Raw genomic sequence first — 12,343 nt, forward strand, 5'->3', positions numbered from 1 at the left:
GACCCGCTTCGACAAGCTGGCCATCACCTACCGCGCCGGATTCGTCCTGGCCCTCATCGTGGAATGGCTCAAATCATTAGGAGACACGACCTAGTACACCTCGGCACCTGCGGCGTACGGAAATGCCGAAGAGCGAGTGTTCGCGTGGTGGTGTCAGTGCAGTTGCGAGCCGACATCAGTCCGGCATGTCCACCACCGCCGTGCAGCGCCGGTGCTGTGTCCGGTAACTCGATTGCCAGACGAGCCGCGCGCAGGGCACAGGGTGGTGTGATGCCTAGCGCGCAAGTCGGGGACAGGCAACTGGGGTGAGCGACAATTCCGCCCACCCAGTTGCGAGAATCAATCTAGTGGGGCCAGCACCTGGGAGCAGTGCTGTCCATCCAACAGTCCGAGCTTCCTGTGGGTACCAGCAGTGGGCCGAACAACCCTAAAGCCATCGAGATGAACAACATGGCTTCGAACCTTTCGTAATGTGAATAGAACCTGCACGGTAGTTCGCCCCCGCGTCGGTGTGCAGCCCCGACTCCCAGGGGCGCTGTTTCGCGGCCTCAGGTACTGCCGACGAGGCCGCGACTTCCCAGGGAAGGTGCGAAGATTCGTGGCCAGGGGGAGAGAACAATGCCAGGCGTCGTCACCGGAGATCTCAACGGCGCCTGTGGATGGCGTCCAAAAACCTCGACTGCCCGAGGACTAACAGACCGACCCAGTGACGTGGTTGCGAAACAGCCGTAGCGTGGTGTACATGAGCGCGGATCTTGGGGACCGACTTAAGTCAACGCGGAAGCGGCGCGGGTTGAGTCAGCGCGAATTGGCAAGCAACTCTGGCGTTTCGCTGTCGTTGATTCGGAAGCTCGAGCAGGGCGACCGGGCAAATGTCCGTTTGGAAACATTACGGAAGCTCGCTATCGCGCTCCGGACGCGTACGTCGACGCTTCAGGCTGGACAAGCCGACGCCGAATATGCCGACGCCGGAACGTCGGATATCTGGGAGCCTGTGCGTCGAGCACTCGCCGGTCTGGACGCGAACGACACTGTCGACGAGCAGCCGACGAACGCGGGCGTGCACGCCGCGTACGAGGCACTGATGCCGATGATCGACGAGCACCGATACGGAGAGATCTCGGCAGTGCTCCCCGCGCTGCTGCGCGATGCCGAGGCTCTCACAGATCATGAAGGCCGCGCGATACGCGCCCGCCTACTCAGTATGACCGGCTGGATGCTGACGCAGAATCGGCAATTCGATATTGCGGCAATGACATTGGACCAAGCCATCGATGCCGCCCCTGATCGCGGAATAGCGGTCGGTTCGGTGAATGTTCTGGTTTGGTCCGCCCTCCGTCAAGGCAGGCTCGACATTGCGCGCGATTTGGCAGTGAAGTGGGCCGACGACATCGAGCCGCGGTTCTCGCGCGCTACGGTTTCACAGCTCGCGCTGTGGGGTCGGCTGTGGTTGTACGTCGCAAACGTTGGCGTACGCGACAACTCACCCGGCGAGACCGAGGATGCGTTGAGCTTGGCGCGTGCAGCGGCCGACCGTATCGGCCGCGAGGTGCTGTATGACCCAAATCCAAACAGATTGTTCGGACCTGTCACAGTCGCGCAGATCACCGGCGAATGCGCAGTAATCGCCGAGCAGCCGAGCAAGACGCTCGCCATCGCGGAACGCCTTCCGACAGCCGTACTCTCGCCGACCGCGGCCGGTCGTCTCCGGCATCGGCTCGACGTTGCCAACGCGCACACCCAGTTGCGCCAGTACGGCGACGCTATGCACACGTTGCAGCAACTCCGCACGGCGGCACCGGAATGGCTTGCGCAGCAGCGCTATGCGCGTGACATCCTCGGGACGATCGTCCAGCAACATCGCACCCTCACCGATGAAATGCGCGAGCTGGCCGCGCTGGTCCGTCTCGAGTACTGAATTCGTAGCTCATCACATACTTTTGTGGCACTTTCGGTGAACTGATTCCGGAAGTGACACAGACACTTTCCCACCCACGGCGTGAGGCTTGCAGTAGCCCCGACGCCGGGTGATGACCGAAACCCAAACCCCCTTATCCGGCATCCCGACCGCGATGTGAGCCCCGCGGTCGGTGCCATTGAAGCCCTCGGCGTCGGGTGCTCATCAATGACGAGCTGGAGGGCAAAGGCATGGGGTCAGACGACGAATACGCCGAATTCTCGGCGCTTTCACAACTTCCGCAACGCGATCCCTTCGTCGGCCCGCCCGGTACCTACTGCGGTGCACCGGGCGATGTGGTCGAGCTGTTCGCGGACGCGGTCCGCGAGTGGGCACGTCTGCCTGCGCCCGAGCATGAAACACACGAGGGGGTGCGTCATGGCGCTCGGTGAGCCGACAGCGAAACGCTGCCCCCGCTGCTCCTATGAGGATGCCGAGCCGAACACCGGCATTTGCCGCTACTGCACAGCCGCTATCGAGCGTGCAAGCGGCGCACTGGTTTTCGCGCTGCGCGACGCCAACGACAGAATCGGCCGACCGGCGGGCTGGTTGCAGCACGACGACGGATCGTGGGCGCCAGTTGACGACCGCGGGTATGTCGGCCAGACGTTCGCGTTCGAATTGGATGACCACCACGAGATCGACGAACACGCAGTGATCACGGTCGAGCCGATCTCGATCGACGACACGGAGGTTGACTAGCCGTGTCGACGACCGGACTTGTATGCGGCACGGTCGCCGGGGTTTTGACGTTGGGCGTCGTGCTCTTTTACGTACTGCCGTACCTCGTCGACCGCCCGGTGCACGTCGACGGTGAGCGTCCCAGCGCGGAGATACTCGCGCGCATCGCTCGCGACCAGTGCCACCGTGCGCCGGATCATCCGTACAGCGTCGATGAAGCGCGCCGCGTATTCCGTCAGCGCATCAACTGCGACGCAGACTCATGCGGCGCAAAACATGAGGCTGTCTGGACATTGATCGACGCGGGGGTGCTGCGGCCCGCCGCATATGTCGAGCGGTAGGGCGCCTCGTTCGAGGCGGTTCTGATCTCTCCCGTGGGGTGCGGGAGTAGTAGGTAATGGAGGGATATCTATGAGATTCAACGTGATTCGGGCAGCCGTCACAGTTGTCGCTGTCAGCGCCGCATTGCTCGGCGTGCAGACGCTCACCACCACGCCGGTCGCGCAGGCCACTGGCGGTGTCTGCACCTTCGCGTTCAACAAGGAGCCGTACGTGCTGCACGACGCCGTCGTCGTAGGCGGAGTGGTGAAATGCACCCCTGCCCCGATCGCGTTCCGTATCGAGTTGCGGCTATGGCATCGGTCGGGCACCAGCAACCCGCAACCGAAGGGCGAGCCCGCCGTTTCCACGCAAATCCCCAACCCGCACCTCAACGTCGCCGCGATGGCGTTGGACTGCGTACCCGGCGTGTGGCAGGGCAAGATCGTCATGCGGGCTACCTGGGACACCGGGACCGATGAGGGCCGCAACGGGACCATAGCCACCTTCATCCAGTGCTAGATTTGGCCCCGATGAAGCTGCTCCATATCAGCAGCGGCCCGACCAGGCAGGGCCGCTGGTTTAGGCTGCGTCACAACCTGTACTACCGGTTTAGGCGTGTCCCCCGCGAGCCCGGCTACACCGGCGAGAACCAGTGGAATCCTTACCGCGAGTACGGCTGGTGGGTCATCCGTCCGGCCAGTGGATGGCGTCGGATCCGCTGGATAACCCCGGCCCTGCACTACACGCGCGCCATCCCCGCTGATGACATGTACGCCGTCGGCAGTTGGATGCTGGAGAAGCTGGAGAAGTAAGGCGGGTAATCCAGATAGCGTCCGGGGTCCGGTTGCGCCCCGCCTCCGAATCACCAGAGGCGGGGCTCTATCTGGTGCCAGCCGACTCGCCCACCTGGCACCGTCTCCGGCCCGAATCTCGGCGATGCGCCGCTCGCTCCGTTCCGACGCCACTGGACACCGCCACGGCTACTCCCCGGCTCACCGACGGGCCGGGGAGTTGGCCGCCTCTCGTCAAAGCCATATCGTCGTCTACCGGCACAGACCTGCCTACGCCGCCGATACTCCGCCTGATCGGCAGCCGAAGCCGCCCGATCGTATACAGGCGATGCTCGACTGGTTGACCGTCGGATCCACCTCATGCGTTCTCGCGCTGGGCTTTATCAGTCCAGCCGGGGCCGAACAGCTGACCGTGACTGGGAGGTGTTCTACGCCGGTCCGGTCGTCCGCTGGGACCGCGACTTCCAAACCAGCAGTGCGGCTTGTGCGATGAAGAAGATGCCGCCGCCGGTGGCGTAGACGGACAGGACATCCAGAGATGGGGAGGGGCCGATGGCTTGGCTGACGTAGACGGCGCCGACCAGGAAGGATAGGCCGCCGGAGATCAGGGTCGGCCATTGCTTGCCCAGGGTGGGGCCGCGGCGGTAGAGGCCGACGGCCAGTTGAGCCGCACCGGATATCGTTGCCCAGATACCGAATACGGCCAGCACCGCGGCCACACCGCCAATGGTTCCGGCAATGCCGAGGGCGAGGGCGACCAGGGTGCTCAGTGCGCCGTTGAGGGCGGTCACGCGGCGTTCGGAGCCGTCCGGCACCGCGAGATAGTCGATGGCGGAGGACACCGCATCGATCAGGGGGTAGGCGATCAGGAGGGTGAGCGCGACGGCGTTCAGGGGGTCGTGGGCCGCGGCGAAGGCGATTGCCCACACTATCGCCAGGAAGCCGCGGACCAGATACAGGCGGATCATCGACGAACGTTCGGACGTCGAAACAGGCTGTACCGCAGTGGTGTTCATAAAAACTCTTCCATTCGATCGGTGTGAATGAACAAAGGCAGTGGAATCGCTAGCCGATGAGATCCGGTACGGTGGGTCCCCGCCCGTGCAGTACCGCGAGCTCGGCCCAGATCCACAGCGCCGCCGTACCCGCGAAAACCGTTGCCACACTGCGCTGCTCGCCCCATCGGAACGCGCGAAACGGGGACATATCGATCACTCCTTGGGTGCGAAGACGAATTCCCGGACCGCGGAGTCGAAGCGCTGGGGTTCTTCCAGATGCCCCATGTGCCCGCTGTGTTCCAGAACGACCAGTCGCGAATTGGGGATCAGTTCGTGCAGTTCCCGTCCCCAGCGCGGCCCGCAGATGACATCGTGGCGGCCCACGATGACCAGGGCCGGGACGGTCAGGTTCGGCAGATCGGCGCGGTCATCGATGAGATCGGGAGACAGGTCCGCGTCCAGTCCCGAGATATAGCTCGCCCGCAGGCCTGCCCGGAAGCCAGCCCACCGCTGTTCATTTCCCCAGTAGTCGGCGAAGTAGGACGGCAGGATGCCGCGCGCGACGGCGAGGGTCTGTTCGTCGCTCGAAATGGCCTGCATGGCAGCGAATGCCGCGAGTACCTCATCCAGTTCGGGCCGGTCCGCGTGCGCGGCGGCGAACTCCTGGATTCGGCGCGTGGCTTCGGCCCCGTGTTCGGGGCCGGTGACAGGTGCGCCCTCGTACAGGACCACGCCCGCGACCCCGGTCGGTCGGTGCAGTGCGTGATAGGCGGCGACGAACGCCCCGTGCGAGTGGCCGAGCAGATACACCTCGGGCACGCCCAGGTGGTCGATCAGCCGTTGCAGCGCGCGGCTGTAGCGCTCGCGGGTGTAGCCGTGCGGATGGGTGGGCAGGCGGCCGGATTCGCCGGTGCCGAGCGCCTCGACGTACACCATGGTCAGGTGTTCCTCCAGGGCGGGCATGCGCAGGTAGTCCCAGAAGATCCCGGGGCCGCCGGGGTGGGCAACGCAGACGGGCCCACTGCCGTACACGTGATACCGCTGGGAGATGCCGTCGGAGTCGAAGGTGTGGGTGCCGGGCACGAGGGTCTCGCGGATCGAAGGCGGTGTGGACATCACGCCGCCCGCAGCGGGCCGACGAATGACTTGCGCAGCGCGGACGGCCCGACCAGAGGCAGCAGTGCCGCCAGGATCTTGCTCTTGAACGCCTGAGGGGTCCGGGTCAGTTCGACATCGACGCGGCAGCCGGGCAGATCCGGTGTGATTCGGAAGACCCAGCCACCGCCCGCGCCGAAGAGCTTGGAATCCAGCGTGGTGACGGTGACGGTGTCACCGGCCGGATCCCAGTCGTAGCGGGCGCGTTCCCACGCGGCGGCGGTGCCCTCGGTGACCTCGGCCCAGGTGTCGCCGCGGTCGTGGACGACGAAGTGTTCGGCGTCGATGCTCGGCCACACCTCGGGACGGGTGGGCCCGAAGTCGGTGAGCACGTGCATGACCTCGGCGGGAGACAGCGTGGACATCAGGTGAAAACGGACGGTAGCCATGGAAATACCTTCGCCGCCGTCGGCATGGCGCCGAATCTGTCAGATGACGCTGTGTTGACGTAATCCCGTTTCGGTAGGGTCTCCGCGGGACCCGCATAGCCTCTCGGGGCTCGGAGGAGGATTCCGCACCATGCCGTTGTTCGGACGCGATACCGAACTGAAAGACCTGTCCGCCCTCGTGGACGGCCCCGGCGACCGGAGCGGCATCCTGATCGAAGGCGAACCCGGGATCGGGAAGTCGACGCTCGTCGAGCAGACCGCCGCCGCCGCGGCCGTCGCGGGGCTGCGGGTGCTGCGAACCGCCGGAGTGGAAGCCGAACGCAATCTCGTCTTCGCCGGACTGCATCGACTCCTGTACCCGCTGCGCCGCGAGTTCGACGCCCTGCCGCCGCGTCAGTTCGACGCGCTGGCGACCGCCTTGGGCATGTCGGATGCCACCGACGAGCCGAGCATCCACCTGGTCGGGCTCGCCGCCCTGACCCTGCTCTCCGATACCGCGGCCGACCGAGCGGCACTGGTTGTCGCCGAGGACGTGCACTGGCTCGATCTCGCCAGCGCCGAAGTCCTCGCCTTCGTCGCACGCCGCATCGACTCCGAACCCGTTGCCATGCTCGCTACCCTGCGTGTCGGTACGACCTCACCGCTGCGCGATGCCGGACTGACCGTCATGCGGCTCGGCCCGCTGCCCGAGGACGATGCGAACGCACTGCTCGACAGCACCGCACCGGAGCTGCCCGCTCAGGTCCGCCACCGGGTGCTCGCCGAGGCCCACGGCAACCCGCTGGCGCTGACCGAACTGCCGATGGCCGTAGCGGATCTCACCGACACCGCCCTGGCGCTGCCTTTGACCGAACGTCTCGAACAGGCCTTCTCGACGCGCGGCGCCGCACTGCCCGGGCCGACCCGGTCCGCGATGCTCGTCGCGGCCCTCAACGACGGCCACTCGGCCGCCGAAACACTCACTGCCGCAGGGATCCTCCTGCAATCCGCGGTGACATCCGAGGTGCTCGCGCCTGCCGTGGCGGCCCGGTTGATCAGCGTCGGTTCCGGCACGGTGACCTTCCGCCATCCGCTGGTTCGGTCGGCCCTCGCGGCAGCGGCGACCGCCGCGGAGCGCCGCCGCGCTCACCTGGCACTCGCCGAAACACTCGGTGAGTTGCCGGAACGCCAGGTGTGGCATCGTGCGGCGGGAACCGCTGGCGCCGACGAAGACGTGGCCGCGGCCCTCGAGGACGCCGCCGAACGGTCCCGGCACCGCGGCGGCGCGGTCGCGGCGCTGGAACGCGCCGCGGCCCTGAGCGTCACCCCCGGTCGACGCGCGGATCGCCTGCTGCGCGCCGCCGAACTGGCCGTCGACTCCGGTCACCGCGACACAGTCGAACGGCTGGTCGGCGCCGCGCGCACGCTCCCCCTCACGGCGGGGCAGGAGGCGACCGCGAAGTGGGTGCTCAGCGGGTTCGAGGACGGAATGCGCGACAATCCTTCGCACATCGGTGAACTGGCCGCGCTCGCGACCTCCGTCGCCGCCGACGGGTTTCCGGATGCCGCGCTGCGGATCCTGTGGGGTGCGGCAGCGCGGTGCTTCTGGTCCGAACCCGGGCCCGATATCCGACGCGCGGTGCTCGCGGTCGCCGACACCGTCGGCATCCCCGACGGTGATCCGCGCAAGCTCGCGATCGACTCGATCGTGGCCCCGTTCGAGCGCGGAGAACAGGTCCTCGGCCACCTGCGTGTGCTGGCCGCGACCACGGGGCGCGATGCAGCGGCCGATCACTTTCTCAGCAGCGCGGCCTATCAGGTCGGCGCTTTCGACCTCGCGGCACACTTCGCCGGCGCGGCCGCACCCGGATTCCGTTCCGCCGGCCAACTGGGGCTGCTGACCCGGGCACTCGCGATCCAGGCCTGGAGCCTGGCCCGGGTCGGTGACCTCGCCGCCGCCGCGCCCATCGCAGCCGAGGCCGAGGCCTTCGCCCGGGAAACCGGGCAGCCTTTCATGCATGCGACCGTCACCACGGTGCAGGCCGAAATCGCGGCTCTGCGTGGGGACTACACGCAGGCCGCGACGCTCACGGCCGACGCCGAACGGATCGGACTGGCTGCCGGCGCGCGCCCCGTGCTGGCCACCGTGCAGCTCACCCGGGCGCTCATCGCGCTCGGCGAGGGCCGATTCGATGACGCCTACGCCGATCTGGCCCGCATCCACAATCCGCGCGACCCGTCGCATTCACCGGCGTTGTGTGCGTATTTCCTCGCCGAACTCGCCGAGGCCGCGGTCCGCGCCGGGCGAACCGACGCCATGGCGGACCTACTGCGCGAACTGGAGCCGACGGCGGCGTCCACGTCATCGCCCGCTCTGCACATCGGAATGCGTTACGCCCGAGCGGTTCTCGCCGGTGACAAGGCCGGGGAGCTGTTCGCCGCCGCACTGGCGGCGGATCTCACCGGCTGGCCCGCCGAACGCGGCCGCCTGCATCTGGCCTATGGCGAGTGGCTGCGGCGACAGCGCCGCGTCGTTGAATCCCGTACCCATTTGCGCATGGCCCGAGAGATTTTCGACGCCCTCGGCTTCGCCGCGTGGAGTGAACGGGCCCGCCTGGAGCTGCGTAGCGCGGGAGAATCCAGCCCGAATCGCGACCCGGACGCCCGGGAACGGCTCACCCCGCACGAGCTGAGCATCGCGCAACTGGCGGCACAGGGGCTGACCAATCGGGAGATCGGGCAGCGGCTGTACCTGTCGCACCGGACCGTCAGCACCCACCTACACCGCATCTTCCCGAAGCTCGGCATCAGTTCACGCGGGGACCTCGCAGCGCTGCTGCCGACCTCGGACGCGGCCGATTGATCAACCGGTTGCCGGTGGAACCGACCGACACCGATTACGTCATCCGACGCACGCGGCGCCGCCGGTGCGCTGCCTAGCGTCGATGGCATGGACATCAACCGACGACGAATTTTCAGTGGAGTGCTGGCGGCGGTCCTGGCCGCGGCTACCCTCAGCGCCTGCTCCACGGACTCCTCCTCCACGCCCGCGACCGCAACGCCAGGCGCGGCCCTGCGGGCGGGATCGGGAGCCAACACCAGCCTGGGCCCCATCAAGAAGATCGACGCCGGTGTCCTCTCCGTCGCCTACGCCGAATTCGGGCCCGCCACCGGGCAACCCGTGATCCTGCTGCACGGCTGGCCCTACGACGCGTACAGCTACGCCGATGTCGGCCCGCTGCTGGCCACGGCCGGATACCGGGTGCTCGTCCCGTTCCTGCGCGGCTACGGTGAGACCACCTTCCTGTCCGCGCAGACCGTGCGCAACGGACAGCAGTCGGCCATCGCGCGCGACATCATCGACTTCATGGATGCCCTGCACATCGACAAGGCCGTCCTCGGCGGATTCGACTGGGGCGCACGCACGGTCGACATCATTGCCGCACTGTGGCCGCAACGCGTCAAGGCAATGGTCGCGGTGAGCGGATACATCATCACCCAGCAGGCCGCACAGCAGCAGCCGCTGGCGCCCGAAGCCGAACTCGGCTGGTGGTATCAGTACTACTTCGCCACCGAACGCGGCCGCCTCGGCTACAACCGCAACCGACACGATTTCAACAAGCTCATCTGGCAGCGTGCCTCCCCGGCATGGAATTTCGACGACGCCACCTACGACCGCAGCGCAACCGCCTTCGACAATCCCGACCACGTCGACATCGTCATCTCCAACTACCGGTGGCGGCTGAGCCTGGCACCGGGCGAACCGCAATACGACGCCTACGAACAGCAACTCGCCACCGGACCGGCCATCACCGTGCCCGCCATCACCATCGGCAGCGACTTCGACGGTGCGGCCAAGGACGGAAAACCGTATGCCGCCAAGTACACCGGCAAACATGAGCACCGCATCCTCGACGGCATCGGGCATAACGTCCCGCAGGAAGCGCCGCACCCGTTCGCCCAGGCGATCATCGACGCCGACCGTCTGTGAGGGGCGCAGAACCCCCTGCCGTGCAGTCGATATCCGGCTCCGGGCACTGCGTGTGCCCGGAGCCGGACGCGGTTACAGGGCGCCGCGCTGCTGGATGCGGCCGCTGCGTTCGAGCTCCACGACGGTGTCGATCCCGATCCTGCGCAGGAACGGGTAGTCGTGGCTGACCACCAGGATCGCGCCACGATAGTCGGCGAGAGCTTCGACCAGCTGCTCGACACTGGCGATGTCGAGGTTGTTGGTCGGCTCGTCCAGAATCAGCAGCTGCGCCGGCGGGTCGCCGAATAACAAGCGCGCCAGCGACACGCGAAAGCGTTCACCGCCCGACAGCGTCGAGACGGGCCGTTCCACACTGCTGCCGCGGAGCAGCAAGCGGGCCAACCGATTGCGGATCGTGGCGGGCGCGGTGGCGGTGGCCACCGCGTGGACGTTGTCGAGCGCGCTGGCTTGCTCGTCCAGGCTGTCCAGACGTTGCGGCAGATATCCCACCCGATCGGTGAACAGGGTGCCGCGTTCCGGGTGGCGGCCCGCGAGCAGGTTCTCGATCAGCGTCGACTTGCCCGCACCGTTGGGGCCGATCAGGGCGACGCGTTCCGGGCCCTGAATGACGACGCGCCGGTCACCGTCGCTCAGTTCCGCAATGCGGCGACTGCGCGGCACATCCGGATCGGGCAGTTCGAGATGGATGTGTTCGTCGCGGCGGACCCGAGCGGACGCGGCATCCAGGATGTCCCGGGCCGCAAGGACTTTCGCATCGAGAGTGGTGCGCATGGCCCCGGCCGACCCTTGCGCCCTGCTGGCCCGGTTGCCCGCGAGAATCCGCGGAATCCCCCCGTCCCGCTGTGTCGCGCGGGCGGTGCGCTCACGTCTGGCGAGCTTGGTCTCGGCCTCGATCCGCTGCCGCTGCTCGACCTTCAACGCCTGTTCAGCGGTCCGAGCCGCCTGTAGGGCCGCCGCCTGCTCCTGTTCGACGTACTGTTTCCAGACGCTGTAGGGCCCGCCGAACACCTCCAGCGCCGCGCTACGCAATTCCGCGGTGGCATCCATCCGCTCGAGCAATTCGAGATCATGACTCACCACGACGAGGGTGCCCGGCCACGAATCCACGAATTCGGCCAGCTTGGCCCGGGTTTCGCGGTCGAGGTTATTGGTCGGCTCGTCGAGCAGGGTGATCGGGGAGCGCTGGATCCGCAGTCCCGTGATCGCGACGAGCACGGCTTCACCACCCGAGATCTCCCCTACCTTGCGGTCCAGATCGCCTGCGCTGAAACCGATTTCGTGTAGCGCCTCGTCAGCGCGGGATTCGATGTCCCAGTCGTCGCCGATCGTCTCGAAGTGCTCGTCCGCGGTTTCGCCGGACTCGATCGCGTGTAGGGCTGCGAGTTGGCCAGCGATACCGAGTAATTGCGCGATGGTGGCCTCGCGGCCGAGGGTGAGGGTCTGCGGGAGGTAACCCACCGCACCGGTGGTTTCGATGCGCCCGGACGTCGGCATCAGGATTCCGGCGATCAGCCGCAACAGCGTCGATTTCCCGGCGCCGTTGCGGCCGACCAGACCGGTACGCCCGGTGGTCAACGTTCCGTTGAGCCCGGACAGCGCGACGGTGCCGTCGGGCCATTCGAAGGACAGATTCTGCAAGGTGATCGCAGCGGACATGGGGGTGGACATGGGTCGTCGACTCTTTCCTGCTCGCGAACGAGCGGCCGCAAGTTTCACGCCGTGGTCGAGGTGACCGTCGGCGCGCGTGATTTCGGAACTTTGCGGAGGCAGGCGAAGGCGAGAATGTCTCGGGCCGTTCGAAGACACCGAGGGAGAATGTGCGATGGGAAGCGCCGCCTTCGACTGGGCGGCTAGATTCTGTCGACTTCCTCGGTGAGCACGTGACCACCCTACCAGCGGTGTCAGACGGTGATGGTCTGGTATTCGGTGTACTGGCCCAGACCCACGGCTCCGTACTCCCGGCCGATCCCGCTGGCCTTGAAGCCCCCGAAGGGATCGTCGAATCCGATCGGTGCACCGTTGATGGTGACCGTACCGATCTGACCCGGGTGATCGCGGCGATCGGTGCAACCTCCCGATGA

The 12,343-nt window shown here is 66.7% G+C and carries 14 protein-coding genes; 9 read left to right on the top strand and 5 right to left on the bottom strand.

From position 1 onward, the window contains the following. The first annotated feature begins 742 nt into the window (after nucleotides 1-742). The 6 genes from ACWEO2_RS27885 to ACWEO2_RS27910 all read left to right on the top strand — a co-directional run bounded on the left by ACWEO2_RS27885 (nucleotide 743) and on the right by ACWEO2_RS27910 (nucleotide 3,771). The gene (locus ACWEO2_RS27885; protein ID WP_452408159.1) at nucleotides 743-1,918 is read left to right on the top strand and encodes a helix-turn-helix domain-containing protein; all 1,176 of its coding nucleotides are present in this window, start codon (nucleotides 743-745) and stop codon (nucleotides 1,916-1,918) included. Nucleotides 1,919-2,115: 197 nt separating this feature from the next. Next, nucleotides 2,116-2,349, top strand: a complete 234-nt coding sequence (locus ACWEO2_RS27890) for a hypothetical protein (protein ID WP_452408026.1) — start codon at nucleotides 2,116-2,118, stop codon at nucleotides 2,347-2,349. Beyond that, entirely contained in the window at nucleotides 2,336-2,659 is a 324-nt protein-coding gene (locus ACWEO2_RS27895; RefSeq protein ID WP_452408027.1) for a hypothetical protein, read from the top strand. Before ACWEO2_RS27890 ends, ACWEO2_RS27895 begins: the two co-directional genes overlap by 14 nt. 2 nt (nucleotides 2,660-2,661) lie before the next feature. Beyond that, nucleotides 2,662-2,979 carry a hypothetical protein gene (locus ACWEO2_RS27900; RefSeq protein ID WP_452408028.1) on the top strand — a complete coding sequence of 106 codons (318 nt, stop codon included), beginning with the start codon at nucleotides 2,662-2,664 and terminating at the stop codon, nucleotides 2,977-2,979. A 70-nt stretch (nucleotides 2,980-3,049) separates the two neighbouring features. Beyond that, nucleotides 3,050-3,478, top strand: coding sequence for a hypothetical protein (locus tag ACWEO2_RS27905; RefSeq protein ID WP_452408029.1), 429 nt, complete (start codon nucleotides 3,050-3,052; stop codon nucleotides 3,476-3,478). 11 nt (nucleotides 3,479-3,489) lie between these two features. Beyond that, nucleotides 3,490-3,771, top strand: a complete 282-nt coding sequence (locus ACWEO2_RS27910) for a hypothetical protein (protein WP_452408030.1) — start codon at nucleotides 3,490-3,492, stop codon at nucleotides 3,769-3,771. 407 nt (nucleotides 3,772-4,178) lie between these two features. On the opposite strand, the gene ACWEO2_RS27915 is transcribed toward ACWEO2_RS27910, so the two are convergent. Genes ACWEO2_RS27915 through ACWEO2_RS27930 form a run of 4 tightly spaced genes read right to left on the bottom strand, consistent with a single transcriptional unit; the run spans nucleotide 4,179 to nucleotide 6,292 of the window. Then, a complete protein-coding gene (locus tag ACWEO2_RS27915; RefSeq protein ID WP_452408031.1) occupies nucleotides 4,179-4,766 on the bottom strand; it encodes a DUF308 domain-containing protein in 588 nt (195 codons plus the stop codon). Between the two features lie 49 nt (nucleotides 4,767-4,815). Then, on the bottom strand, nucleotides 4,816-4,956 hold the full coding sequence (locus ACWEO2_RS27920; RefSeq protein ID WP_452408032.1) for a hypothetical protein: 141 nt from the start codon (nucleotides 4,954-4,956) through the stop codon (nucleotides 4,816-4,818). A gap of 5 nt (nucleotides 4,957-4,961) precedes the next feature. Continuing rightward, nucleotides 4,962-5,864, bottom strand: coding sequence for an alpha/beta fold hydrolase (locus ACWEO2_RS27925; RefSeq protein ID WP_452408033.1), 903 nt, complete (start codon nucleotides 5,862-5,864; stop codon nucleotides 4,962-4,964). Then, nucleotides 5,864-6,292 carry a hypothetical protein gene (locus ACWEO2_RS27930; protein WP_452408034.1) on the bottom strand — a complete coding sequence of 143 codons (429 nt, stop codon included), beginning with the start codon at nucleotides 6,290-6,292 and terminating at the stop codon, nucleotides 5,864-5,866. Before ACWEO2_RS27930 ends, ACWEO2_RS27925 begins: the two co-directional genes overlap by 1 nt. A gap of 130 nt (nucleotides 6,293-6,422) precedes the next feature. Between ACWEO2_RS27930 and ACWEO2_RS27935 the strand changes: the two genes are divergently transcribed. Further along, entirely contained in the window at nucleotides 6,423-9,134 is a 2,712-nt protein-coding gene (locus ACWEO2_RS27935; RefSeq protein WP_452408035.1) for an AAA family ATPase, read from the top strand. Nucleotides 9,135-9,221: 87 nt separating this feature from the next. Beyond that, nucleotides 9,222-10,262, top strand: coding sequence for an alpha/beta fold hydrolase (locus ACWEO2_RS27940; protein ID WP_452408036.1), 1,041 nt, complete (start codon nucleotides 9,222-9,224; stop codon nucleotides 10,260-10,262). A gap of 72 nt (nucleotides 10,263-10,334) precedes the next feature. Here ACWEO2_RS27940 and ACWEO2_RS27945 read toward each other — a convergent pair whose 3' ends face one another. Next, complete coding sequence (locus ACWEO2_RS27945) at nucleotides 10,335-11,930, bottom strand: ABC-F family ATP-binding cassette domain-containing protein (protein ID WP_452408037.1); 1,596 nt, start codon at nucleotides 11,928-11,930, stop codon at nucleotides 10,335-10,337. 230 nt (nucleotides 11,931-12,160) lie between these two features. On the opposite strand from ACWEO2_RS27945, the gene ACWEO2_RS27950 reads away from it, so the two are divergent. After that, complete coding sequence (locus ACWEO2_RS27950; protein ID WP_452408038.1) at nucleotides 12,161-12,343, top strand: hypothetical protein; 183 nt, start codon at nucleotides 12,161-12,163, stop codon at nucleotides 12,341-12,343.

It is taken from the genome of Nocardia sp. NPDC004278, assembly GCF_053602975.1.